We start from the raw sequence: 25,033 nt of genomic DNA on the forward strand, positions 1-25,033 counted from the left end.
GTGCCGTCCGGCTTCTTGTCGACGATTTCGCACTTTTTGGTAGCGGCAGATTTGGCGACGTAGAACTCGGCAGCAGCAAAAGCCGGTATGCTGAATACAGCGACAGCTGCGGTCGCGAGAACAATCTTACGAAACATCTTCCATCTCCAATTGTTGAGAACAATCCCCCACGTCCATCTCCTGCTATGTCGATTTTGACGGAACGAAGGCGCTCAACTTACCGATTCGTAAGATTTGCATTTTGCTTACGCGGCGGCCGGCTGCGTTTCTCATCAACAATGGTTTGGAGCGCGGCCGCGCATTGGAGTGGATCTCGAGCGTCATCAATTGGCGGAGGTCCCTTTCTGGCCGCAAATCTGATTGAACGAACCCACTGACGCGGGATTGGCGAGTGAATTCGCTGGAACGACCTCCAGATGGGAAGATTTGGTTGCTGAGACGACCCCTGACCAAGAGACCATCCCAGGATGAAGCTATTGCGGTGGTAAGCTTATTGCGCAGGTCGACTTCGTGCTTTCCCTCGAGTTTCATCACGGATCAGGATTCTTGCATCGTTTCCTTTACCTCCCGCACATCGTCAGGTTGAAGTGTTCTAACGGCGTAACCGCTATTCGGAACCACAGCCGGGCTGAATACGAAAGCCATCTACACGGAACTCACCATGGCGCTCGTTGAATTCCTGCCAATCAAGCGATGGCCAGTTCCTCCCTTCGGCACGACAGGGCTATGGAGAGGCGATCGCTGAGGCTCTACCGCATGCCGATCAAGTCGCTGACCGTTGGCATCCGATGGAGAATTCCAGTCGAGCCGTTCTCGATGCTGTGGGGATATCGATGTGACAGATCAGGAGGGCAATCGGCAGCAGTGCCGCTGATCCAACGCTTCTGATCTATGCCGAACGGCTGCAATACGAGGGATACCTCCGTCGCCAGGAGACCAACGACGCCATCCTGTCACTATCGAAACGAGAGGCCCGATCAGGCAGATCGTGGGGCAGGCGGGCCATACCTGCGCCTGAAGCAGGTCTAGCTCGAGAGCTTCCAGGGCGTCATCACCGCCTGGGAGCGCGAGCACCTCTTCGGGAGGGTGTGATCATGGGCTTCAATTCCGGACTTGATATTGAGCGGTCCTACCACCGCTCTATATGCAAGTGCGCCAGAACGATCGCCTATGACAATGACCGGGTCGTGTCCACCAGTCAGAAGTGACCGCTCACGACGCGACCTTCGAAGATAACCGTCTTCGGCGTCACCTTGCTGACCTCAAGCGCCGGAGTGTGGAGCAGGTTGCGATCGAGGATCATGAAGTCGGCGGATTTCCCTTTTTGGAGGGTCCCGGCTTTGTCGTCGAGCCTTAGCTGATAGGCGGAGTTTCGAGTGTATCCAGCGACGAGATCCTGCAACTGCAGCATTTCCGATGCGGGCTTGCGAATGAGATCAGAAACCAGACCCTTCTCGATATCGCGTCGGGTGTGGGCGATCTGCATTCCGAAGAACGGGTCCGATCGGTCCCATTCCTGCTTGGAAACGGTGCCACTTCCATAGGTTATCCGACCGCCAAACGCGATGACCGGCTGAAACCGATATTCGTTGTCATGCCGTTCCTGTCCGAGATAAGGCTCATTGCCCTGGAAATACCCACCAGACCAGTGCGGGGTCCAGTTGAGCGTCACATCGAGATCAACGACGCGGGCAAAATCAGCGTCGTCGATGAGTTCGCAATGCGCGAAGGTCACGCGCTGCTTCCAGGCGGCTCCGACGGTCTTGCGGGCAATCTCCACTGCGTCCAGAGCGGTGCGAAACGCACGATCGCCGACCATGTGAAGGTGCATATCCATGTCGGCTTGGTTCAACTTGACCAGAACACCGGCAAGTTCCTCCTTCGTCATAGCAGGCTCGACAGACTTCGCTCCGTTTGAGAAGGGGGCCAGAAGTGAGCTCGTTCCTATCTCATTGGTGCCGTCGAGGAAGAATTTGACCGTATGAGCACCGACATGTGCGGTTCCATATTGGCTCCGCCATCGGCGTAGCGTCGTCATTGCCGTTTCGACATCACCTGGCTTCCCGATCCTGTAGGACGCTTCGAAACGCATATTGAGCGTTCCAGTCTTGTCCATCTCGGACACGGTCCTTACCGTGTCCTCGTCGCTGATGGCCTCCAACAACCCGGTGACGCCATGATCGCGCAGGTAAGCGAGCATTGGCCCCATGGTTTGCGGCGTGTTCTCGGTCGGTGGCGGGGAGGGGATCTTCGCGTACAGCTTGGGCAGGTAGACCGACCGGCTTTACCGCAATCTCAAGGTTGGGTGACGCTCGACGAGTTGAATATCGAAATCCATCTCGCCAAGGAAGGCATGGTGCTATCGCGGGATTCCCGCTCGTCGGAAAAGTTCATACATGGCATCAAAGTGTTGATGGCCAAGAACTACATCGACAACCTTTCCGAGGAAGCCCGCAAGGGACGGATGGAAAAGGCGGAGCAGGGAATCTGGCCATCCAAAGCGCCGCTTGGCTACATCAACTACGCCCAAGGGTGGCAAGAAGGTCATCGAACCTCATCCAGAACTAGCACCGGCGGTTACCAGGCTGTTCGAGCGCTATGCGACTGGACAGTATTTGCTCAAGGGACTCACTAACGCTACACACGCTGACGGGCTCATCTACCCGAAGAGCGGCAACTCGGTGCCGGTCAGCACGGTGCATTCCATCTTGCACAATCGGCTCTACACCGGAAGACGGGCGATAAGCTGGACAACGTCCTGCTTATCGCCCGTCGCTTTAAGCTACATTGTCATCATCGGTATCGCTGTCCTGTGAATCGTCATATGCGTCGTCGAGACGATCCATTTCGGCGTAATCGTTCTGCGTACCGGTGTTCTTGTCATCGCTGTAGTAGTTGTTAATGACCGTCTCGCTGGCACCAGTTTGCGGCGCGCTGCCGGTTCCGGCGCCCGGGCCGCCAAACAACGAATTACCGCCCATCATGTTCTTGATGCCCTCGAACATGAGTGCGCCTCCCGCCACGCCGGCTGCCGTGCTCAACGCGCCCTGCAGAAAGCCGCCGCCTTGGGCCTGTGGTTGCGGCGGTGCCGCCCAGCGCCCGGCCTGTGGCTGCTGCCCTTGTGGTGGATATCCGTCCTGGGGAGCTGTGCCGCTGCCCCAGGGTCCGCTGAAACGACCGGGAGACGGCTGGGACGACTGTGCACTTTGGGAGCTGCCGAAGATCGAACCCAGCAAGCCGCCAGACTGCGGTTGTGTGGGCGGCGCATTCTGCAAATCCTTCACCTGCGCTTCCAATGCCTGGATGCGCTCGTGACATGCGTTCAGGCCATGTTCCTGGACGATGACAGCCTGAGCCAGGAGATAAGGGGCCGAAGGCTGGCTTTTAATCTGGTTCAGAATGAAACGCTCGGCTTCGGGGTCACGTGGAGTATCAGCCGCCTGCCTTGTACGATCAAAGAGGTTACTGAGAAGGTTCTGTTCATCGGCATTCATTTTCAACCACCTCCTTTTTAGGCGAAATATGATCTCGATCCAGATTCATGGCATTTAAATGGCTTTACCAAAATGTAATCTTGCAGCTGCAGCTGCTCTACCGGATATTTATTTAGCCGGATAAATGGCTGTGGACAGCGGAAACGTCAAAACGTTGCCAGCCAGAACATCCGAAGTTTCGTTCCCTGGAACGAGTTCACAATCGGTTCGGCATAGTGCTGGAGAAGACAGTCCGGCGCAGTGCGATTTCGAAAGGCGGACGCCCCGGTTTTGACGTGGTCTTGAAGTTCAAGATGCTGGTGCTTCAGGCGTTGCATGGGCTTTCGTTGTAACAGACGGACTACCTTGTGCGGGACCGGCTGACCCGGCGCCGCGTGGGGCATGTTGAGCAGGTTGATGTCGACGAGCGGAAAATCCCCGCCGACATCACCGAACGCCGCATGGCCAGTGACGCCCCTGACCGGAGCAATGTTTTTGCCGTCCGCAACCTCCCCACTCAAAGCCTAGGCAAGCAGATCGGCAGCGGTGGTGCGAGCTGGCTCAACCAGGAGCTGGCGTCACCCAACTGGAGGCCGCTCGCAGAAGCTCGCTTCAGCCGAGGGGTTATGGAAGCGTTTGCGCGCCGCCGCCAAAACCTTGTCGATCAGGACCAAGCCACGCGGCTTGACGTTGGCAGCATCCGCACCCAAAGACCCATCGCCCGATTTGAGGTCACCGAGATCGCTGCGTCGGCCGCGCGCGAGCCGCCGAGCGTGGGCTGACCTATTCCCCCAGCAAGCCAGGCGAGTACGTCACTGGATGCCTTCCGCCGTTGCCTGGCTCGCTAGCGGGCACTTCGCGATGATGGGAGGTTGGCTCGGCTTTCAGTTCGTTCCTTGGCAGCCCGTTCTCGAAAAACAGATTGGCACACACTTCTCTGGCGTCATGTGCAAGGCCGGTGGCATCGAATGGACTCTCGGCAGGCAGCGCGGACTCGGATTGTAAGTCGATCCGCAACGGCGTATCCTTTTACTGCTGGTGAGAAATGGGATCAGAACGGCGTCTGGCCGCCAAGGCCAAACCGCTACGCAGGGGTGCTGATGCGTCCGCCTTGACCGTCTGCCACCGCCCCGGTCGAGTTTCTTCAAACAGACAATACGGATTGTGCGCGCAGTTGCGCTCCCATCCGGGAACAGAAGTGTGCGTCGCACGATGAGGCCAGCGATGGATGGTTTTTGTGAAATGAGTTGCTAGCGGTATATTTATCTTATTAGTGAGGTGAAGGATCATCKGCTTTCGGGATGACGGGCTGCAGGCATTCTTCGTAGACGATGTCCGCTCCCGCTGCACTGCGCCTGATTTTGAAGTTCGGTTGTTCTGCAAGCTCCAGATGATCGACGATGCTGTAACCGATCAGGACTGGTGCTTGCCGCCAAGCAACCATGTCGAAAAGCTGCGTGGCAATCTGGTTGTGAATTGGCAGCTGCGAACGAATACCGTTCTTCCACGCCAGCAGAGAGGTAGCTATGTCGGTTCCCTATTTCTCACTAAGCGGCATCGCCTATCCAGACGATTTGAAGCTACTAAAAGGCGTCTATGATGACATTTGCATCTGCGAAGGCATTCCATGCGGAAGCCAAATGGCAGAAGATTTGGCGATGGCCACAATGGATTTGTTTTCGCAGGGCGTGTTCGATGAAGCAGAAATTCGCGAGAGTTTGAGATTGTTCCTCAACCGGAAAACACATTGAACGAAAGGTAGTTTATCCGAAGTTGCCGACCGCCGTCGCGATCGACGCATTCTTCAATCTCTCCGCCCGCACGTTTCGGATTTTCTTCTCTTTGGGAGCCCAATCCCAGATAAGCTTTGTCGTCCAGGTTCGAGGCAAGACAACGCTGCTAATTTTGTTGCCACGCTCCAAATACGTCGATGAATCGATGTAACATCCTATTGTGTGTGCTGGTTGAGCAAAGTCTCCAACTCGTCAAGCTTCTCGTTGACCAGCCAACCGTAGTAGTTTTCAACCGGCAGCTTTTGCGCCTTGCGGCCTGCTGTTGCTCGCAATTCCGCTGCGCGGCGCCTGGGTTGACCGACATTGTATAGGGTGGCGGTGATGCCTGGGTTGCGTGAGATATCGTAGCCTTGTTCTGCATAGGCATCGATGGAATCCCGCACGATCGCGGCGATGTAGATGATCGATCGGTCGGGATCCATGATGTCGCGATAGATCGCCTGGGGTTTGTCAGTTGTCAGCTTGGGCAAGCCGCTGACCTTGTGAACCAGGTCGGTGACCTCCAAGGCGGTGAGAGGGCTGATCTGACCGAAGCCGAATGTCTGTCCCGCGTAAAAAGGCTGGAAGAACGCGCGCTGGAAGGTCACAGGCTCGTAGGCTACGCCGTCCACCGTTTTTCCGCGAAAGGCATCTTGCCATACCTGGTCGCGGCAGTTCCACAGCGCGGCGCTGCCTGTCTCGGCTTTACAGTGGGCGAATTCCGGACGGTCGAGGAAGGTCTGCAACGACACTCCCTTGTAGCGGAAGACGAAGTCCGCATTGGCATAGGCCAGCGCCTTCACATAGTAGGTCTGCGCGCTGCCGACCGCGCTCACATTGTAGGTGTGCTCACCTACCAATGCACCGACGATATGGATCGGATCGATATCATAGGCTTCTGCTGCCTTATGGATCTGCGCCATCAGGGTTTTTTCTCGCCCGAGCAGGGCGATGATCTGAGCGTATTTGGCCTCGTAAGTCGTGTTGAAGGCCCGTGTTCTCTGGGCAGACGCTGTGGGAATTGTGGGCTGAACGTGAGAGCGGTTGCCCGGTGGGACAACCACCATCTTGTCGGCTCGGGCAGATGCAATCCACGGATCCGCCGCTATGAAGATCGCAATAGCGGCCAAACCAACCATCTTCCAGGCACGCATATCGGTCCTCGCCTCAGCCGCTTCTTCCGCAACCAACCTTATCGACTTCATTCTGTCCATGCCAAGCGGAGGTGGCGCCGAAAACCGAACGATATCCAGTCGGTCATCTGGTGCGTGAATTTTGCCAGAATTGGAAGCCGCGTGTTCCAGCGTCGTACGGTCGCACTGCATCGATGTCCAAGGCGCGGGAACTGGATGCGGGCGGCTGTTCGTTCTGCTCAGGCACGAGGGTGAGGCTTCTCGAATTAACCGCGCCTATCGACTCTACCACGAAGGGGATCGTAGGAGCTGGCCACCGCCGGAAGGTCACAGGTTTGCATGTCGCCACGGCTCGCCCAAGGGCGCAGTTGATGTCCGTCTGAATACCGATGAACGAACGCCATTTGGCCGCAGCTGGACAATTCCTCGTCTACGACGCCAGCCGCGAAAGCCGGATCGCAAATTTTTGTTTTCGCTTGACTCTTTGAGTGGGGCAGCTGACAAGTGAAAAACATGACTTCTCCAGTAAGGTATTTGCGCGCCGCCGACAGACGATGCGTGGCAGGGGTTGTCTTGTCTTACAGCGCAAACAAGCATCGAGGACGCTAATGAACATGCAATCCATTACAGCGGCGCTTGCACTCGCTCTCCTGACCATGGGGTCCGGCTCGGTTCTGGCGAAAGAAATCCCGGTGGGCACACCTCACTCCGAGGCCGGCATGGAGATCGGCGCGGTCTATCTTCAGCCCATCGAGATGGAGCCGGAAGGGATGATGCGCCCGGCCAAGGATTCCGACGTGCACCTCGAGGCCGACATCAAAGCTGGAAAAGGCAACACGAACGGCTTTGCCGAGGGCGATTGGATGCCCTATCTCGTCGTCTCCTACGAGCTGACCCACGTCGACAATGGCAACACGCAGAAGGGCGATTTCATGCCCATGGTGGCCAATGACGGGCCGCACTATGGCGACAACGTGAAGCTCGATGGACCGGGTAAATATAAGCTGAAGCTGACCATTTCCCCGCCTTCAGCCAATATGCACGCGCATTTCGGCCGTCACGTCGACAAGGAGACCGGCGTCGGCGAGTGGTTCAAGCCATTCACCGTCGACTACGATTTTGTCTACGCCGGAACCGGCAAGAAAGGCGCGTACTGATCCGATGTCGGCGCGCGGGTGGATCATCGCAGCCCTGGCCGGACTGTGGATTGCATCAGCATCATCGGCCGCGCTGGCCGACGACCCGACCTTCAGGATCGAATTCAGGGACGGCGCCATCTCACCGCTTCGCCTAGAGGTGCCCGCCAGGATGCGCATTCGGATCGAGTTGGCAAACATGGGGGATATGCCGGCTGAGTTCGAGAGCCTGGAACTGCGCAAGGAAAAGGTCGTTGCGCCGCATTCCGAGGCTGTGATGGTCATTCGCACACTCGACCCCGGCGAATACCCCTTTTTCGACGATTTCCACCCCGGCGCGGCGCCAGCCGTTCTCGTTGCGAAGTAGCTCTGCCATGGGCACGCAAGATTTCAATGTCCTGTTCGTTATCTGGCGAGAGTGCATCGAGGCGCTGCTCGTCATCGGCATTCTCAATGCTTGGCTCGGGAAGCGCCCTGTCGCCGAACGCCGGTCGGGACGGTTATGGCTGTGGTCCGGGGTTGTCGTCGGTCTGGTGGGAGCCGTCGCGCTCGCGTTTCTACTTTTGACGGTAGGCGACGCATTGGGTGACGACTCGCAGGAGTATTTCCAGACAGCCATCGTTCTGCTCGCCGCCGCCCTTATCGTCCAGATGGTATTCTGGATGCGCAGGCATGGCCGCACGCTGAAATCCGAACTCCACGCCTCACTGAGCGAGGTCGCGGACCGGTCGAACTGGTTTGGCGTGTTCGCCCTGGCAACGCTGGCCGTGCTGCGCGAGGGCAGCGAGGCCGCGGTGTTCCTCTATGGGACCATGGCTGGCGTTTCCGCTTCGAATTTCGGAGCCGCGATCGCGGCCGTCCTAGGCATCGTCGCCGCGCTTGCCACCTATTGGCTGCTCCAGATCGGCGGCAAGATCCTGTCGTGGCGGACATTCTTCCGGGTGACCGAGGTGATGCTTCTGTTTCTGGCTGCATCCCTACTCCTCTCAGGCATCGACCATCTGATTTCGCTCGGCCTGTTGCCCTCGCTGTCGGGGCGACTATGGGATACCTCGCCGCTGCTACCGGACAGCGGCATGGCGGGTGGCGTCATTTCCGGCCTCACCGGTTACCGCGCCCGCCCTGTGATGATCGAACTGCTCGCCTTCGCGGCATACTGGACTTTGGTGATATGGTTGCTCAACCGACCCCGTGCAGCCCAGCCGGCTTGAGCCTTCGGTCGGGCAGCCACGCAAGAGCCGCTACAAAGCGCGCGGGGGAGTGGCTGCGTGACCATCAGAACGCGATCCGATGGCTTCAATGGATCATCGTTGTGGCCTATGTGCTGCTGTTGATAGTCCCGGTGCTTGCACCGATGCCGACACGGTTGTCGCACATATGGTCCGACGCTGTGCTGTTTGCCCAGTTCGCGTTCTGGGGCATCTGGTGGCCTTTCGTGCTGGTCAGCATGGTCCTGGTCGGCCGTTCGTGGTGCGGCCTGTTCTGCCCGGAAGGCGCACTGGCGGAAGCGGTCAGCCGTCACAGCCTAGCCCGAGCCATACCGCGCTGGATGAAGTGGAAAGGCTGGCCATTCGTCGCCTTCGCTTGCACGACCATCTACGGGCAAATGGTTAGCGTCTACCAATATCCGAAACCAGTCATCATTGTGCTGGGAGGGTCGACGCTCGCCGCCGTGACCGTCGGCTTCCTATACGGTCGCGACAAGCGAGTGTGGTGTCGCTATCTCTGCCCGGTCAATGGCGTCTTTGCGTTGCTGTCGAAGCTCGCGCCACTGCATTACCGCGTCGATAAGGCGAACTGGGTCGCATGGCGTCGTGTGCCTGGTGGGCCCACCCCCTTCGTCAACTGCGCGCCTCTTGTGCCGATCCGTACCATGCAGGGCGGATCGGCCTGTCACATGTGCGGACGCTGCGCCGGGTTCAAACAGGCGGTCGCACTGGAAATCCGCTCTCCATCGCACGAGATCGTCAATGTCGCCGGCGACGAGCCAAAGCCATGGGAAACGTTCCTGATCGTGTTCGGTCTGATGGGGCTGGCGGCCGGTGCATTCCAGTGGGCCTCCAGTCCTCTTTACGTGACGGCTCGGCAGCATATCGCCGAATGGCTGGTCGAGCATGCCGGCACCGCGCTCATCGAACCCCGCCTGCCTTGGTGGATCCTGACCAACTATCCTGACCAGAACGACATGATGACGCCTTTGGACGGCGCCCTCATGATTGCCTATGTGCTGGCGATCGCTTGCCTGACGACCATGGCCGTCGGCACGGCGCTAGCCTTTGCAACGCGCGCGCTCGGGGCGTTCCAGGCCGCCCCTCTCCATCACCTTGCGCAATGCCTGATCCCGATGGCGGGCTGTGGGGTGTTCCTCGGTCTGTCTATGACGACCGTGACGCTGCTGCGCCGCGAAGGCCTGTCGCTCGGCTTCGTTGACGCCGTGCGAGCCTGTCTCCTGCTCGGCTCCGCCCTATGGTGCCTTTGGCTGGCATGGAAGGTTTCCGCCCGCTATTCCCGCTCCATTGGGCGCAGGCTTGTCGCTATGGTCGGCATTGCCGCCGCCGTGCTGTTCGGCGCAGGTAACTGGTGGCTGCTGTTCTGGGTTTGGTGAGTCTGCTTAAGCTTCGAGACGAGGTAAAATTCGTCGCTCAGGCGCTGACAACTCCGGTTTCCTCGCGGAACCGTCGCCACGATTTCGCAAAACTGTCATCCGCAGCCGCTAGGGCTTGCCGGCATCACGGGGCTGGCGATGTCGGGCATCACAGGTCAATTTGCCGGGACGGCAGCCATCGAGCTGCGCGCGCTTGCGTTCTCCTATGGCGAAACAGCGATCCTACGCAATATCGGCCTCGACCTCGAGCGCGGCCGCACCCTGGCGCTGTTGGGGCCTTCGGGCTGTGGCAAGACCACGCTTCTGCGTCTACTCGCCGGGCTACTCGCCCCGACTATAGGGACGATCTCGATCGGCGGGCGGTTGATGGCCGATGCAAACGCCAGGCTGTTCGTGCCTCCGGAACGGCGCGGGCTCGGCATGGTGTTCCAAGACTATGCGCTCTGGCCGCATATGAGCGTGGCTGGCAATGTCGCCTTTCCGCTGGAGATGGCGGGCCTTGGTCGGGCCGAGATTGAGCACCGCGTCATGGCTGTGCTTGACCGTGTCGGTCTTGCCCCGCTAGCAGCGCGCGGACCGGGCGACCTGTCCGGCGGCCAGCAACAACGTGTTGCGATAGCTCGCGCTATCGTTGGCGAACCGGGGCTGCTGTTGTTCGACGAACCGCTGTCCAACCTCGACCGCGAGCTGCGTGAGGCACTTGCGGTCGATCTCGCCGCGCTTCTTTCCGATCTTGGTGTCAGCGCCGTCTATGTCACCCACGACCAGGGCGAGGCCTTCACCATCGCAGACCAGGTCGCCGTCATGCGGGGCGGTGCGATCATCCAGTGCGCCGAACCGCAGACGCTGGTCTCCGCCCCTGCCAGCGTCGAGGTAGCGGAATTCCTGAAGCTCGGCACGGTGGTCGAGGCCGAGCGACAGGCAGACGGTGCATGGCAACTTTGCGGCACCGGCATCCATTTGGCGCCAGGATCGGAAGGTCCGGCTGCAGCCGCCCGCGCGCGCATCATGCTGGGCCGCAAGGCGATCGATGTGCTTGCCCCGGAGGCGGCAGATGCAAACGGCCAAGTGGTACGCGCGCTGTTCCGCGGCGATTCCTATGCACTGTCGGTTGCGCTTGGCGAAGGGGCTGCGCGCGTCGTGGTCGAAACCGTCAGCGGATTGCGCCGCACCGTCGGCGAGAAGGTCGGGCTCGCCATCGAGCCCGGGGGACTTCGCTGGTTTCCGGCGAATTGACAAGGAAAGGAACGAACCTGATGCGCATTTCCCTTTTTGTGATGTCGACCTTGGCGGGCTTGGCGCTTTCTGCTTCGACAGCGCTGGCCGACATTACAGTCTACACGGCTGGCCCGGCCAAGCTGATCGAAGATCTCGCCGCTGGCTTCACCGCCAGCACCGGCGTGAAGGTCAATATCTTCCAGGCCACCACCGGCAAGGTCATGGCCCGTATCGAATCGGAGGCCGCCAATCCGGTCGTCGACGTGTTGATCTCAGCCTCCTGGGACACGGCCACCGACTTCGCCAAGCGCGGCTGGTTGGTGCCCTATACCAGCCCGAACGCAACCTCAGTGCCCGATTTCCTGAAGTCCGACACCGCGGTTGCCCAAGGGGTCTCAGCGCTCGCTATCGCCTGGAACCCCAAGAGCGGCACGCCGAAGCCGGCCGATTGGAGCGACCTTGCCAAGGCAGACTACAAGGATCTGGTCAACATCCCTGACCCGGCACAGTCCGGCTCGTCCTTCGAGCTGACTGCCGCGCTTGAGGCCGAGAGCGGCTGGAAACTGTTTGAGGCGCTGAAAGGCAATGGGGCTGCCGTTGCCGGCGCCAATGCAGAGGCTCTTAATCCCGTGCTGCAGGGTGCCAAGGCTGCTGTCTTCGGCGCCGTCGACTACATCTCGCTCGCCGGCCGCAAGAAGGGCGAATCGATCGAAGTCATCTTCCCGGCTTCCGGCACGGTGATCGCACCACGGCCGATGATGATCCTCAACTGGTCGAAGCAGCAAGACGACGCCAAGCGCTTCGTCGACTATGTTCTGTCCGATGAAGGCCAGACCAAGGTTGCCGCCATCGAGCTGATGCCGGCGCGCGCCGACATTAAAGCCGACCGACCGCTCGTCGGTGACCTCAAGGTGCTGAAGATCGACACCGACGCCGTCTACTCCAAGCGCAAGGACACGCTGGCCAAGTTCAACGCCATCTTCGCCAACTAGGTTAAGGCGATGGGGACGATGGAAGTGGCGCGGTCTGCCGAGGATGGCGGGGCGATCGCTTTCTCGTCCCCCGACCTCCCCGGGTCGAGGAAAGCGCGCAGGGGATTACGGTCGGGCGGTACCTCGCCGGCCATGTGGGTGGCCGCAGCCGGACTTGTCTTGGTCGTGGTGGTGCCCTTCACCTTCGTCATCCTGCAGGCCATTTTTCCGGAACTGGGGCGCGGCTCGCTCGCAGCGCCGTTCTCCGCATTGGCGCCGACCCTGTCCGATCCGGCCTTGCTGCGGCTGGCGCTGAACACGGTGGGGCTCGGCATCGCCGTAGCCGTATTCTCGTCGCTCATCGCGGTGCCGCTTGCCTTGTTCCGCGCCTGGTTCCTCGTGCCGGGCGCGGTGGTGTGGGACGCGCTGATGCTCGTGCCATTCATGATCCCGCCCTATATCGCTACGCTCGGCTGGATCATGACGTTGCAGCCACGCGGCTACCTGCAGCAGCTTACCGGTTTCAATCTCGCTGCCTTCCTGTTCTCCGTCCCTGGCATGGCCTTCGTCATGTCGCTAAATTGCTTTCCCGTCGTCTATTTCGCCATGACGCGAACGCTTGCCGCCGTTGGCGCGCGATATGCCGATGTCGGGCGCGTTTTCGGCGCCTCGCCCTGGCAGGCCTTCTGGCGCATCACATTGCCGCTTTCGCTCCCCGGTCTGGCGGCAAGCCTGCTGTTGGTCTTCGCCATGGCGATCGAGGAATATGGCACGCCGGCGGCGCTCGGCCACCGCATCGGTTTCACCGTGCTGGTGACGGAGATCGAGCTACGCGTCTCGGATTGGCCGGTCGACCTATCTGGCGCCTCTATTATAGCGCTGGTTTTGGTCCTGCTGTCGTTCTCGGCTTTCCTCGTGCAGCGGCGCCTATTGTCGGCCAGGAACTTCCAGACCGTGAGCGGCAAGCCGCAAGCCATAGTCAAGCGGCCGCTGGGCTTGCTCGCAGTGCCGGTGCTCGCGCTGTTTGCGCTGGTCGCCTTCATTGCTGCCGGCGCACCGCTTCTAGCCATCCTTGCCACCGCGCTGTCACGCACCATTTCCGGCGGCCTCGCGCCGGATAACCTGACGCTGCAGAATTTCACTAACATCTGGGAAGACGGCGCCGGCGCGCTCAAGGCTCTTTCGCTGTCCCTCTCGCTCGGCGTTGCCACGGCGTTGGTCACCGGCCTGCTCGGTGCGATTGCCTCATATATCGTGGTCAAGACGAAGGTGCGCGGCCGCTTTGTGCTCGATATGCTCACCGTCATCCCCAATGCACTTCCCGGCGTCGTCGTGGCGGTGGGGCTAATCCTTGCCTGGAACCAGCCGTGGCTACCCATCACGCCCTACAACACCTCGCTGATACTGCTGCTCGCCTATTGCTGCATCCTGCTGCCGCAACCGGTGCGTTACACCACTGCGGCTTTTCACCAGATCGCCGACAATCTCGAAGCTGCGGCGCGGGTAGCCGGCGCTTCGAGCGCGGTGGCATTCCGGCGTATCCTGCTGCCGCTGATCCTGCCCAATCTCGTCGCCTCGATGCTGTTCGTCTTCGCTGTTGCCACACGCGAACTGGTGGCCTCGCTGCTGGTGGCGCCGGTCGGCGTGCACACCGTGGCCAGCTTCATCTGGCGACAGTTCGAGCAGGGCTCGGTCGGCCTCGGCATGGCAATGGCCTTCGTCGCCATCATCCTCACCGCGCTGATCCCATTCCTGGTGCTTTCAGCCCTCCGGCGCTTCGCCATGCGCCAAGATGTGCTGTGAGCCGGGCCGAGAGTCGCCTCGAAGTCATCAAGATCGCGAAACGAACCGGCTCACCTCCGGCGGTATCGCCGAGGCTGGCCAGCGCTATCGATTCACCGCCAACCGGCATTATCGGCAGGTGTCCGGCTTCAAGCGCAGAAGGCTCCAATTTTTTTGCGTCGGAACCTGTTCCTTTTTTTGCAAAGGGCAAGCAGTTCGCCGAGAGCCGCTTCGTCGGGCGTCTCGCCTGTCACAATCCGGCGCAGGGCATCCCTTTTGCCAGAGCGGGCGATCGACCGACCAGTCTAGGATGGTTCCAGTACGGTTTTGTTGGTCTGCTTGTTCGCCCCATTGCCCCCAACCACGTGACCGTTTCCCTCAGTGTCCGTTCTAAAAAGAAGTAAGTGATTTCAGCGGATTGTGGTTCTGTCGGATTGCTGAGATTCGACGGAGATCATGATGCCCTGGACTGAAACCACTCGCCGCCCCTATGAACGGCGCTGCCCGCGCTACGCAAGCGACCTGACAGATGGGTAGTGTCTCAGTTTGAAATTTCTGGCAGCTTCGGCCGAATCTCGCCGATGGCATCAACGATGGCGTCGGCAGCTTCGCAGTCGAGCGCGATTTCTAACAGACCCGTTGTTGTCTTGATAGAGAGAATGCCGAGCGGACCCCTTTCATCCTCGATCGTACCGATGTGGATTTCGGTCGGCACGAAAGGCGGGGCCTTTTTCGTCGGGATCACTAGGTTACTCGCGTCACTGAGGCGACTTCGACAATCGCGCAACCCAGTGTCACATTCAAGCAACCTTAGGCGGCTACACGCTTTTTATAAGGGCCGCGCTTCCCCAGCTTCGGCGCGACGGCGTCCATATCGCAAACTTTCGCATGCTCACCCGAATGCTAGCAAGAGCCTGACAAGTGCAGGTCTTTCTGATTCAGACATTAACAGCATAACCAAGTGCGTCCTCAATTCGATTTGCGGCGAGGGCGCTAACTAAAAGTTCATGCCCCTCGTCGAAATTGGAGCTGCGGCCATGTATTCTGTTCCGCCTCGGGTAATAGGGACCCGCTCCGTTGGCGAGCGGGTCCTTGTCTTTGTAACGGTGCCTTTGAATCGGTAGCCGCAATGAACTGGGTGTTGGTGAGCGAGTCGGCTTGCGAGGCAAGCAAACGGCCCGCACTAACCGTGAAGCATCCAGTCCATTGGATGCCATGTGCATGCGCCCAGTAGTGAGTAGCGATTTTGGCGCTTCACGAATCGCGAGCACGACCACATTCGAGGCGACGTGCTCGAAACCGCATGCTCCGGTGCTCCTCGGTTACGTCGTCATCTGGGATGACCATTTTGCGCCAGAAGCCGTCGTGCACTCAAGGAGGCGAACCCCGGACTGAAGACCGTCAGCAGGCAGTCAGCGTTCTAAATTTAGGTATCTCTTCGCCGCTACAAGGTGAAGATAGTCAGAGCCATATTTGTCCGCTGATCGCCACACCTGGGCTGGCCTGCTTTTACTCCACCCCAATGGCCGGGTTTTGCTCCGCCGTTGACACTGGGATGATGGCGACGGAAAATCGTCAGCCTAAGTTAGGGCTGCCGCCGCCAACGTCGACTATTTTTCTAAACGCATTACGACGTCTGTCGGTTACTGAACCGCCGAGTTTTGACTGAGGTGGATAGATGTGCGCTCGCCTTATGACCAAATTCTGTCGCTGTGGAGAGCAAGATGAGTACACCGTCTCAGCAAATCCTGCGCATGGGCTTCGGGTTCGCGCTTTCGCAATCTTTGCGCGTCGTTGCCGAACTAGGCATCGCTGATCTTCTTGTCGGAGGCGACCGCTCGGCAGACGAGTTATCCCAAGCCACCCGAACGAATGCCGAGGCACTCTATCGCGTCATGCGTCTGCTGGCCAGCGAAGGCGTGTTTCGCGAAGTATCGCCGCGCTGCTTCGCGCAAACCGAACTGAGCGCGACGCTTTGCTCCGATCTGGCGTCTGGCCCGCGCGATTTCGTATTGATGATCAACAGCGAACCCTATCAGGCCTTCGCGCAGCTTCTCTATTCTGTTCAAACAGGTGAGCCTGCCTTCGAACAGGTCTTTGGAGCCCCGAGGTTCCAATGGCTCGGGTCCCACCCTGAGCAAGCAGCGCTCTTCCAACGTGCGATGATCGCGATGAGCCAAGGCACCAACGAAGCTGTGGCTGACGCCTATGATTTTAGCGCATCCCGCTGCGTTGTTGACGTCGGGGGAGGGCACGGGCAGCTCCTTTCGGCCATCCTGGCCCGTAACGCCACCTCACTGGAATTCTCTTTGATCTGCCCGCGGGGGTCGCTGCCGCACGAACGGGAACCGGAGGCGCATTGCCCCGTAGCGAGCTCGTCGAGGGTGACTTCTTTGAGAGTGTGCCTTCGGCGGATACCTATATCCTAAAAAAGGTCATCCACGATTGGGACGATGAACGCGCTGCCATAATCCTGAAAAACTGCCGAACGGCCATGACGGCAAATGGGAAAGTTCTCGTTGCCGAGACCATCATTCCCGCTGGTAACGATCCTCATCCCATCAAGGTGCTGGATGTGACGATGCTGACGGTTCCAGGTGGGCTTGAGCGGACAGAAGGCCAATTTGCAAAACTGCTATCGGTCGCTGGACTGCGCCTAGAGCGGGTAATCGCGACCAAGGCGCCAATTTCGATCCTTGAAGCTCGGGCCGCGTGAGCGGGTCGGGCCCTTGAAGGACCAGGACTGCTAGAAGCGGGCGATATGCTCGGTGCAATGAGTCTGGACGCCCTCCATTTCTGCGTCAATGCGGCGCTAGTCGCCCGTCACGCGATACCCCAGCGCTTTGGGTGTGAGATGTCGTCAAGACATCATCCGAGCGTCACGCCTCTGTCACGCTAACCCTTGATCTGTGCGCCCTTCGGGAAAGGGACGTAGTATGGCTCCTCAATCGCTTGAGTTGTCACGCATCAGCAAGAATTTCGGGCAAGGGGATGTGCTCAAGGGCATAGACCTTTCGATCCGGCCGGGAGAATTCATCTCGCTGGTCGGCATGTCCGGCTGCGGCAAATCCACATTGCTGCGCATCATTGCCGGGCTGGAGACGCCGGATCAGGGGCGCGTGCATATCGGCGGGCAGGATATGACTGACACCGATCCCGCGGCCAGAAATCTGGCCATGGTGTTTCAATCCTACGCGCTCTATCCGCACATGACGGCGCGGCGGAACATCGCCACGCCGCTGCGCATGCGCCGCCTGCCCTTCTGGGCGCGGCTGCCGCTTGCCGGGATGTTTGCGCCGCGTGCCGCACTCGCCGACATCGATGCGTCGGTCAAGCAAGCCGCCGAGACCTTACAGATAACGGAACTGCTCGACCGCAAACCCTCTCAGCTCTCGGGTGGCCAGCGGCAACGCGTGGCACTTGCACGCGCTCTGGTGCGCGAACCCGTGGCTTTCCTGATGGATGAGCCTCTCTCCAATCTCGACGCCAAGCTGCGCGCGCATATGCGTGACGAACTGGCGGCGCTGCATCGCCGCCTTGGCGCGACCTTCATCTATGTGACGCACGATCAGGTTGAGGCGATGAGCATGTCGAACCGCGTCGCGCTGATGTCGGAAGGGCGCATCGAGCAGCTTGGGACGCCCGACGAGCTCTACCAGCGGCCGCAGACACTGACCGTCGCCCGCTTCATCGGCATGCCCTCGATCAATCTGCTGCCGGTCGATGTCGCCGCCTCTGGCGCACTGACCTTGTTCGGACAGCCGCTCCGCATCACCACCAGGGATGAGGCAGGTCCGGCAACGCTGGCGATCCGCGCGGAAGACTTTCATCCTGCGAAAGACGGCCTGTCGGCGCGTGTCGTGCGCGTGGAACGCCATGGCGCGGATAGTTTCGTCACCTGCGACTTCGAGCTGGATCTGAACGTAACGATCATCATGCGCCAGAAGGCAGGCGAGAGCGGAGCCGCCAATGTCGGCGATGCGCTGCAGCTCGGCTTCACCGCAAATCGCGCACATCTGTTTGGCCGTGACGGCAAGCGCCGCGATCTCTCCGTGCGCGAGCGAGTGGCGGCATGAGCGCGGCGGTTGCAGACGTATCGCCTCAGACCAGTTCCCGGCAGTCGTCCACCGCCGAGCGGCGCATCGTGCGCAACGGCCTGCTGTTTGTCGCGCCGGCAACGCTGCTTCTGCTCGCAACCTATGTGCTGCCGATGATCTTCCTCGCCGGCTTTTCGTTGACCGACTATCGGCTTGGCGCGCTTTCGGCGCGGTTTGTCGGCATCGACAATTTTGTCAAGGCGTTTGGCGACGAAGTCTTCATGCGCTCTCTGAAGAACACTGTCGTCTATGCACTCATCGTCATTCCCTTCGGCCTGTTCCTGGCCCTTGGCGCGGCGCTGCTGGTCCATGGCCGCAAACGCAGCCGCACCTTCTGGGAAGCAGCCTACTTCCTGCCGGTGACCGCGACGCTGGTGGCGATGGCGACGGTGTGGCAGTTCCTTCTGCATCCCTCGCTCGGGCCGGTCAATGCGGCGATCAAATGGTTTGGTTTCGCACCCGTCGGTTTCCTGTCCGATCCAGCGCTGCTTATTCCAACCATGGCCATTATCGGTGTCTGGCAGATCCTCGGCTTCAACATGGTGCTGTTCTTGGCCGGGCTGACCGCGATCCCGAAGGATATGTACGAAGCGGCCCGCCTGGATGGCGCCAGAAGCCCGATCGACCGATTCCTGACAGTGACCTGGCCGATGCTCGGCCCGACGACGATGTTCGTCGTTGTCACCACCTCGATATCGGCCTTCAAGGTGTTCGAAACGGTGGCCGTGCTGACCAAGGGGCGGTTCCAATCGGAGACGTTGCTCTTCGATCTCTATCTCGAAGGCTTCGAATATTCGAACACCGGCTATGCCGCCGCACTGACCCTGATCTTCCTCGTCATCGTGCTCGTCATGTCGATCTGGCAGACGGTGCATATGGACCGCAAGGTGCATTACTGATGGCGAGACTACGCAAATTCCTGCCACATCTCGTGCTGGCGCTCGGCGCCTTCGTGATGCTCTTGCCCTTCTACTGGATGTTCCTGACGTCCATCCGCTCGTCGGCCGAGATCTTCGACGTCTCGCTCTGGCCGATTCCGAAACAGTTCGAAGCGGTCGCCAATTACACGCGCGCGACCTCGCAGCAGCCGATGGCGCGCTTCATGCTGAATGGCGTGATCGTGTGCCTGGGCATTCTGATCGTACAGGTGCTGACGGCCGTGCCGGCCGCCTACGCACTCGCCAAGCTGAGGTTTCCGGGACGGCGACTGCTTCTGCTGGCAGTCATCGGCGCGCTTTGCGTGCCCATTCAGGCACTGGCGCTACCGCTCTTTGTCGGGCTCGCCAAGGCGCAGCTGCTCAACACCTATTTCGCGATGATGATGCCGTTCTTCCTGTCGGTCTTCGCCATCTTCCTGTTTCACCAGTCATTCCGCAGTTATCCCGACGAAATCATCGAGGCGGCCCGGCTCGACGGCTATTCCGAAATGGAAATCTGCTGGGGGCTGGTGCTGCGCGGCTCACTGCCGTCGCTTGCTGCTTTCGCGGTCTTCTCCGTCGTGGCGCACTGGAACGACCTCTACTGGCCGATGATCGTTGTCACCGAGACCAATCTCGCACTGCCGCCGCTCGGCATGCTGTTCTTCGCCGATGTCGAATCCGGTGCGGACTATGGCGCGCTGATGGCGGGTGCGGCGATCATCACGGCGCCCATGGTTCTGTGCTTCCTGCTGGCACGCCGACATTTCATCGCCGGGATCACCATGACAGGCGTCAAATGATCCCTTCGACGACTTCTCCCCACCCAAAGGAACACCACAATGAAGATTACACGCCGCAGCGCATTGGGCGGCCTCGCCCTCGGACTGGCTGTCGTCTCGCTTCCTGGCATCGCCTTCGCGGCGGAAGAGGTGACGCTGAACGTTCTCTACAACCTGCCGGGCTTCACCAAGTTTCACCAGCCGCTGGCCGAAACCTTCATGAAGAACCACCCGAACATCAAGATCAACTTCCTCGCTCCGGCTCCCGGCTACAACGAAGGCCAGCAGCAGGTGCTGCGCTCGGCGGTGACGGGCAACCTGCCCGACGTCTATTTTTCCGGCTACAACCTGACCGCCGAACTGGTGAACACGCTTGCCCCGCGCAACCAGATCACCGACCTGAAGCCCTATATCGACGCAGAGGGCGGGCAGGCATTCCTCGACAGGAATTTCAGCCCGAAGCTGGCAGCGCTCGGTCGGGTCAATGGCATTCAGTACGGACTGCCTGTCAATGCCTCCTCGCCGATCATGTACATCAATGCCGATCTGGTGAAGAAGGCTGGTGGCGACCCTGACAGCATGCCCAAGACCTTCCCCGAACTGATCGAGCTGGCAAAGAAGATCCACGCACTCGACCCCAAGGTTTCGGGCATGGGTTACGACATCAATGGCTGGCCGGATGACTGGTTGTGGCAGGCGGCGATTTACCAGCAGGGCGGCAAGCTGGTGGACGAGACGACAAAGAAGGTCGCCTTCGACAACGAGATCGGCCTCAACGCGCTCAAGCTGTTCCGCCAGTTCGTGACTGATGGCGGTCAGAACCTGCTCGACTGGGACCAGTCACGCCAGCAATTCGGTGCAGGCCTCACCGGCTTCATCTTCTCGACGCCGGCCCACGTTCAGACGATCGAAGGTCTTGTCGGCGAGCGCTTCCCCCTGAAGACGACAACCTTCCCGCTCGATAACCCGCAGAACGGCGGCGTGCCGACCGGAGGCAATTCGGCGGTCATCCTGACGCAGGACAAGGCGCGGCAGGATGCAGCCTGGGAATATGTGAAGTTCGTCACCGGCCCAGAGGCGCAGAACGTCATCGTGCGCATCACCGGTTATCTGCCGACCAACAAGCTCGCTACCGGGTCTGACTATCTCGAGCCCTATTATGCCGCGCATCCGAATGTGAAGACGGCTTCGCTTCAGGCCGACCGCTCGCTGCCCTGGGCCGGTTATCCAGGCGGGGACTCGGTCCGCATCTGGCGCACCCAGCGCGACATCATCGGCGCCGTCATGCGCGGCGAGGTGACGCCGGAAGCCGGCCTGAAGCAGATTGTCGATCAGACCAACGCACTGATGCACTGATCATTCTCGATCGATGGCCTGCGGGGAGAAGCGTCCCCGCAGGCCCAGCTTCCGGACAACCATATGAAAATCATCCACCTGACCGACGCGCATCTGATGCCATCGGGCGTCATCGTCCATGGCGTCGACCCTGAACAGCAATTGCGCATAGCGGTGGCCGACATTGTCGTCAAACATACCGATGCCGACCTCTTGGTCATCACCGGCGACCTCTGCAATTTCGGCGACCCGGAAGCCTATGCGCTGCTGCGCGATATTCTTGCCGCGGTGCCCTTCGAGGTTCGCTTGCTGCTCGGCAATCATGACGCGCGCGCCGCCTTCATCGAGGCCTTCCCGCAGCATCCGCGCGACGACCATGGCTTCGTTCAATCCTGGCTCGACACCGATCACGGGCGACTGCTGTTTCTCGACAGCCATGAGCCCGGCTTGATCGGCGGGCGTTATGACGAGATGCGTCTCGCCTGGCTGCACGGAGCGCTTGGCAGCGCAGGCGACAAACCGGTGACGGTCTTCATCCACCATCCGCCGTTCGATTGCGGCATCGCCCATTTCAACCATATCGGGCTGCATGACGGCGGCGCGCTGATGGAGAGGTTCGCCGCACATGCGTCGGGTGTGCGCCACATTGTCTTCGGGCATATCCACGTGCCGATGATGGGGACGACCGCCACAGGCATTTCCTACAGTTCCGGCCAGTCGTGCTCGCATCGCTTCATCACGGATCTCGGGACGCCCAATCCATGGTGGACGAAAGGATATCCCTGCTATCGGATCATCATGCTCGATGACCACGGCTTGCGGTCCTATAGCGTGGAGGTCGGCGAAGAGCCTACCGAACGAACACAACCCTGCGCCGGACCTTGAAACGGCCTGTCTGTAGCGACTCAAACGGCGGGACGGTCCAGTGCTCGGCGACAGGGGTGTACAATAGCCACTCACAGCCGCACACGCTGCCGCTCTTTGTATGAGCGTAGTCTCGGCGGATATAGCGTATTGTGGAGTATGGTTGGCGGTATTTGGCGCGCCGCACCGGGCGAAGATGAGAACTATGTCTACGCCATAGTCCTCTAGGGCCCTCCTTTCGTGAGAATCGAGACTTGCTGCTCCCGGTCGCGGCAACTCCCAAGTGTCGTCCCTACGAGGGGCACCGAACCGCGCTTTTCCCATTTTGTAACGGTCTTCGGGTTGATCCCTTAGCGCTTGGACAGCGCCCTCAGGCTCTCTTGACTATTTTGTATTGCTCGACGGTCTGTCGTTGTGGCGCAGTCGTGAAGAACCTGTCCCATAGCGCACCATAAAACCTCGGGATCAAACACCTAGCACTCTCGTTCCGTATCAGCGCGGCGCGCCTCGAGCCAGATGCTTTTGGCCCGGTCGTAGCATCCCCCGCACAGGAGCTTGACTTGGGCAAACTCGATAGCCTTATCGCTCCACTCGCCGCCTTCCGCCACGCGAATGCGCTCGCATTCCGTGCACCATGCGTCGGGTCGAGATGCGAGCTGATCCCTAGACCAATAGAAGCCAACGGCCCGCCGGGTGTCCAAGGAGTCAACAATATGGCGACATACGAATGTAGCCTCGCGCTCGCCATGCGCTTGGCATTGTACCTTTTCAGCCATAGATACCCCCGGCGACCTCGGATACCATACGCTCATCCACGACAACTTCAGCATGGACTGGGCTACGTGGCTGCAGCACGCTGGCCTGGACGATATCAATCCCAATAGCAGCGTGAGGTTCCACACCTCGACTGAACCGCCCCGGTTTTGTCGGAGGTTGTTTCGTTTGAGTTACGCCGCCATGGCTGGCTCTTCCGGCCTGGCATAGTGGCGTCCCTCGGCTTTGGCCGGCGGGATGTTGCGGATGGGCTCCAGCAGCCGGCGATTGTTGAACCAGTCTACCCATTCCAGCGTTGCGAACTCGACGGCCTCGAATGAGCGCCATGGCCCGCGTCGGTGGATCACCTCGGCCTTGTAGAGACCGTTGATGGTTTCGGCGAGAGCATTGTCGTAGCTGTCGCCGACGCTGCCCACAGAGGGCTCGACGCCAGCCTCCGCCAGGCGCTCGGTGTATCGAATGCTGATGTATTGGCTGCCTCTATCGCTATGATGCACGAGCCCGCCGCGATGGATCGACCGCCGATCATGGAGGGCCTGTTCCAGAGCGTCCAGGACGAAGCCCGTCCAGGTCGCGCCGTAGGTGAAGTCGGAGACCCAGAGCATGTGCGGCGCCGGGGCATGGAATTGGCGGTTGACCTGATCGAGAGGGCAAGGTGCGGCCTTGTCGCTCACCGTCGTGCGGAGCGGCTTGCCGCGAATGATGCCCTCAAGGCCCATGACCCTCATCAGGCGGGCAACGGTACAGCGGGCGACATCGAAGCCCTCGCGCCGCAACTACCGCCAGACCTTGCGAACGCCGTAGACGCGGAAGTTCGCCTCGAACACGCGTCGGACCTCATCCTTCAAAGCCTCATCCCGCTTCGCCCGAGCCGATAGCCCAGAGGGATCGACGCGCTTGGCGATATGGTCGTGGTAGGTCGACGGAGCGATTTGCAACACCTTGCAGATCGGCTCGACCCCATGCGCCTCGCGGTGATCGTCAATGAACGCGATCATCGCTCGAACCGGCGGTCGAGCTCCGCCTGGGCAAAATGCGCGCTCGCCTTGCGCAGGATCTCGTTGTCCTGCCGAAGCTCGCGGTTCTCGCGCTCCAAAGCCTTCAGCTTCGTCGCCACATCCGTAGGCACACCGGCACGCACACCGGTCGCGCTCGGCCTTCTTCACCCACTCATGCAGCGTCTGCGCCGTGCAGCCGATCTTGGCGGCGATTGACGAAACCGCCGCCCACCGCGAGGCATGCTCGCCTTCGTGATCTAGAACCAGCCGAACCGTGCGGGTTCGGACCTCGGGAGAGAACTTGTTGGTCGTCTTGCTTGTCATGGCTCCACCTTCTCAGGAGTTGAAGCCTCCGGCAAACCCGGCGCGGTTCAGTTGATTGATCTCGGTCCGATGCAATTGAAGGCGTTGGCTCTCCTCTTGCCTCAAAACGTATGAAAAGATTTGCTTTTTCAAAATCTTGACGTGTGCGCGCACATTGCCCCCTCAAACAAGGCAACGTGCGATGCATGCCAGCCCCAGAACAAACAACCGCTCGATCGACGCGCAATGCGCGCGCTTTTATCTTGCCACTGTATCGACGAGCTATTTTTGTTCTGTGCTAAATCTGCACGAAATGTCCGCTATCCTTCCACAGAGGATGGCGTACGTAAATCCCTGTAAGCTAGATGGCTCATGGAGATGGAAGATGTTTCGTAAGATTGTTCTCGCGACCGCAGCTGTCGCTGTATTCAGCATACCGGCTTTTGCTGCTGCCGAGTTCTACGTCGCCAAATCTGCCGCTACCAAAAAGTGCGAAATCGTCGACAAGAAGCCGGACGGCACGCTTCACGGTTCCCAATTCTTAACCTGCTCCGGTCTCCGGAGCAGGTTTTTTCATTTGACCATCAGCCGGCGTCAGGCAGGCATCGACCAGAAGCCCACGGGCGGTTCTCCATCAGCCCATGCCCTATGAAACAAAGGTCGGCTTTCTTGCCTTTGCGGTTGAGCTTGGCTCGGGATTGGTGATCGCGAAATGCGTCTCTTTCGACCACTTTTGATCATGAAAGTTCGCTTCCGCGTTGCGCCCGCCGCCGCCAGCCGGCGGCTCATCCGAGCTATTCGGCTCGATGCTCTTCGTCGACGCCCAGGCCTCGATTAGTGTGCCGTCGACCGAGAAGTGATCGCAGGATAGAA

General features: G+C 59.9%; 24 protein-coding genes, 3 pseudogenes and 1 other annotated feature. Of the genes and pseudogenes, 21 read left to right on the forward strand and 6 right to left on the reverse strand.

The genetic code is table 11. From position 1 onward, the window contains the following. Positions 1-1,198: 1,198 nt before the first annotated feature. Positions 1,199-2,200 carry an amidohydrolase family protein gene (locus AB4136_RS32260; protein WP_024925887.1) on the reverse strand — a complete coding sequence of 334 codons (1,002 nt, stop codon included), beginning with the start codon at positions 2,198-2,200 and terminating at the stop codon, positions 1,199-1,201. A 105-nt stretch (positions 2,201-2,305) separates the two neighbouring features. Here AB4136_RS32260 and AB4136_RS32265 point away from each other — a divergent pair, with 105 nt between their 5' ends. Together AB4136_RS32265 and AB4136_RS32270 are read left to right on the forward strand one after the other, a co-directional pair. Beyond that, the gene (locus AB4136_RS32265; protein ID WP_024925886.1) at positions 2,306-2,635 is read left to right on the forward strand and encodes a recombinase family protein; all 330 of its coding nucleotides are present in this window, start codon (positions 2,306-2,308) and stop codon (positions 2,633-2,635) included. Next, the gene (locus tag AB4136_RS32270) at positions 2,616-2,816 is read left to right on the forward strand and encodes a hypothetical protein (protein ID WP_244431380.1); all 201 of its coding nucleotides are present in this window, start codon (positions 2,616-2,618) and stop codon (positions 2,814-2,816) included. Before AB4136_RS32265 ends, AB4136_RS32270 begins: the two co-directional genes overlap by 20 nt. Here the strand turns inward: AB4136_RS32270 and AB4136_RS32275 are convergent. After that, positions 2,778-3,494, reverse strand: a complete 717-nt coding sequence (locus AB4136_RS32275; protein ID WP_036255442.1) for a DUF2076 domain-containing protein — start codon at positions 3,492-3,494, stop codon at positions 2,778-2,780. The two genes, AB4136_RS32270 and AB4136_RS32275, sit on opposite strands and share 39 nt — an antisense overlap. Before the next feature lie 347 nt (positions 3,495-3,841). Here AB4136_RS32275 and AB4136_RS32280 point away from each other — a divergent pair, with 347 nt between their 5' ends. The 4 genes and pseudogenes from AB4136_RS32280 (at position 3,842) to AB4136_RS32295 (ending at position 5,224) form a co-directional block, all read left to right on the forward strand. Next, positions 3,842-4,255, forward strand: a complete 414-nt coding sequence (locus AB4136_RS32280; RefSeq protein WP_051512229.1) for a DUF3363 domain-containing protein — start codon at positions 3,842-3,844, stop codon at positions 4,253-4,255. Positions 4,256-4,292: 37 nt separating this feature from the next. Then, positions 4,293-4,478, forward strand: coding sequence for a DUF3363 domain-containing protein (locus AB4136_RS32285; RefSeq protein ID WP_024925882.1), 186 nt, complete (start codon positions 4,293-4,295; stop codon positions 4,476-4,478). A gap of 280 nt (positions 4,479-4,758) precedes the next feature. Continuing rightward, positions 4,759-4,968 (forward strand): annotated as a pseudogene (locus tag AB4136_RS32290) (type II toxin-antitoxin system RelE/ParE family toxin); the annotation flags it as partial. A gap of 31 nt (positions 4,969-4,999) precedes the next feature. Then, positions 5,000-5,224, forward strand: coding sequence for a hypothetical protein (locus AB4136_RS32295; protein WP_024925881.1), 225 nt, complete (start codon positions 5,000-5,002; stop codon positions 5,222-5,224). A gap of 197 nt (positions 5,225-5,421) precedes the next feature. Here the strand turns inward: AB4136_RS32295 and AB4136_RS32300 are convergent, their stop codons facing one another. After that, positions 5,422-6,399, reverse strand: coding sequence for a DUF1402 family protein (locus tag AB4136_RS32300; protein WP_024925880.1), 978 nt, complete (start codon positions 6,397-6,399; stop codon positions 5,422-5,424). Positions 6,400-6,992: 593 nt separating this feature from the next. On the opposite strand from AB4136_RS32300, the gene AB4136_RS32305 reads away from it, so the two are divergent. The 8 genes from AB4136_RS32305 (at position 6,993) to AB4136_RS32340 (ending at position 14,494) form a co-directional block, all read left to right on the forward strand. Continuing rightward, entirely contained in the window at positions 6,993-7,535 is a 543-nt protein-coding gene (locus AB4136_RS32305) for an iron transporter (RefSeq protein ID WP_024925879.1), read from the forward strand. A 4-nt stretch (positions 7,536-7,539) separates the two neighbouring features. After that, entirely contained in the window at positions 7,540-7,881 is a 342-nt protein-coding gene (locus AB4136_RS32310) for a cupredoxin domain-containing protein (protein ID WP_024925878.1), read from the forward strand. 7 nt (positions 7,882-7,888) lie between these two features. Further along, complete coding sequence (locus AB4136_RS32315; protein ID WP_024925877.1) at positions 7,889-8,725, forward strand: FTR1 family iron permease; 837 nt, start codon at positions 7,889-7,891, stop codon at positions 8,723-8,725. Then, positions 8,686-10,119, forward strand: coding sequence for a 4Fe-4S binding protein (locus tag AB4136_RS32320; RefSeq protein WP_024925876.1), 1,434 nt, complete (start codon positions 8,686-8,688; stop codon positions 10,117-10,119). The genes AB4136_RS32315 and AB4136_RS32320 overlap by 40 nt, the downstream gene beginning before the upstream one ends. Positions 10,120-10,257: 138 nt before the next feature. After that, positions 10,258-11,355: an ABC transporter ATP-binding protein gene (locus AB4136_RS32325; RefSeq protein ID WP_036255447.1), complete on the forward strand. Its 1,098-nt coding sequence runs from the start codon at positions 10,258-10,260 to the stop codon at positions 11,353-11,355. 20 nt (positions 11,356-11,375) lie between these two features. Beyond that, positions 11,376-12,329, forward strand: a complete 954-nt coding sequence (locus tag AB4136_RS32330; RefSeq protein WP_024925874.1) for an extracellular solute-binding protein — start codon at positions 11,376-11,378, stop codon at positions 12,327-12,329. Between the two features lie 132 nt (positions 12,330-12,461). After that, entirely contained in the window at positions 12,462-14,111 is a 1,650-nt protein-coding gene (locus AB4136_RS32335; RefSeq protein WP_024925873.1) for an ABC transporter permease, read from the forward strand. Beyond that, complete coding sequence (locus AB4136_RS32340) at positions 14,108-14,494, forward strand: hypothetical protein (RefSeq protein WP_137900813.1); 387 nt, start codon at positions 14,108-14,110, stop codon at positions 14,492-14,494. The genes AB4136_RS32335 and AB4136_RS32340 overlap by 4 nt, the downstream gene beginning before the upstream one ends. A gap of 137 nt (positions 14,495-14,631) precedes the next feature. Here the strand turns inward: AB4136_RS32340 and AB4136_RS32345 are convergent, their stop codons facing one another. Further along, entirely contained in the window at positions 14,632-14,835 is a 204-nt protein-coding gene (locus AB4136_RS32345) for a hypothetical protein (protein ID WP_024925872.1), read from the reverse strand. Between the two features lie 979 nt (positions 14,836-15,814). On the opposite strand from AB4136_RS32345, the gene AB4136_RS32350 reads away from it, so the two are divergent. The 7 genes from AB4136_RS32350 (at position 15,815) to AB4136_RS32380 (ending at position 22,106) form a co-directional block, all read left to right on the forward strand. Next, complete coding sequence (locus AB4136_RS32350) at positions 15,815-16,519, forward strand: methyltransferase family protein (RefSeq protein WP_275040874.1); 705 nt, start codon at positions 15,815-15,817, stop codon at positions 16,517-16,519. After that, positions 16,405-16,806, forward strand: coding sequence for a methyltransferase (locus tag AB4136_RS32355; RefSeq protein ID WP_275040875.1), 402 nt, complete (start codon positions 16,405-16,407; stop codon positions 16,804-16,806). The genes AB4136_RS32350 and AB4136_RS32355 overlap by 115 nt, the downstream gene beginning before the upstream one ends. A gap of 220 nt (positions 16,807-17,026) precedes the next feature. Continuing rightward, positions 17,027-18,166: an ABC transporter ATP-binding protein gene (locus tag AB4136_RS32360; RefSeq protein WP_024925871.1), complete on the forward strand. Its 1,140-nt coding sequence runs from the start codon at positions 17,027-17,029 to the stop codon at positions 18,164-18,166. Next, a complete protein-coding gene (locus AB4136_RS32365) occupies positions 18,163-19,086 on the forward strand; it encodes a carbohydrate ABC transporter permease (RefSeq protein WP_024925870.1) in 924 nt (307 codons plus the stop codon). The genes AB4136_RS32360 and AB4136_RS32365 overlap by 4 nt, the downstream gene beginning before the upstream one ends. After that, a complete protein-coding gene (locus AB4136_RS32370) occupies positions 19,086-19,907 on the forward strand; it encodes a carbohydrate ABC transporter permease (protein ID WP_024925869.1) in 822 nt (273 codons plus the stop codon). The genes AB4136_RS32365 and AB4136_RS32370 overlap by 1 nt, the downstream gene beginning before the upstream one ends. 39 nt (positions 19,908-19,946) lie before the next feature. Next, positions 19,947-21,242, forward strand: coding sequence for an ABC transporter substrate-binding protein (locus AB4136_RS32375; RefSeq protein ID WP_024925868.1), 1,296 nt, complete (start codon positions 19,947-19,949; stop codon positions 21,240-21,242). A 63-nt stretch (positions 21,243-21,305) separates the two neighbouring features. Next, entirely contained in the window at positions 21,306-22,106 is an 801-nt protein-coding gene (locus AB4136_RS32380) for a phosphodiesterase (RefSeq protein ID WP_137900812.1), read from the forward strand. Positions 22,107-23,032: 926 nt separating this feature from the next. Here the strand turns inward: AB4136_RS32380 and AB4136_RS32385 are convergent. Then, positions 23,033-24,181 (reverse strand): annotated as a pseudogene (locus tag AB4136_RS32385) (IS3 family transposase). Beyond that, positions 23,783-23,899, reverse strand: a sequence feature (AL1L pseudoknot). It overlaps the preceding pseudogene by 117 nt. Positions 24,182-24,722: 541 nt before the next feature. Next, a pseudogene (locus AB4136_RS32390) lies at positions 24,723-25,033 on the reverse strand (IS5/IS1182 family transposase); the annotation flags it as partial.

Source organism: Mesorhizobium sp. 2RAF21 (assembly GCF_052115345.1).
GTDB classification, from domain to species: Bacteria; Pseudomonadota; Alphaproteobacteria; order Rhizobiales; family Rhizobiaceae; genus Mesorhizobium; species Mesorhizobium terrae.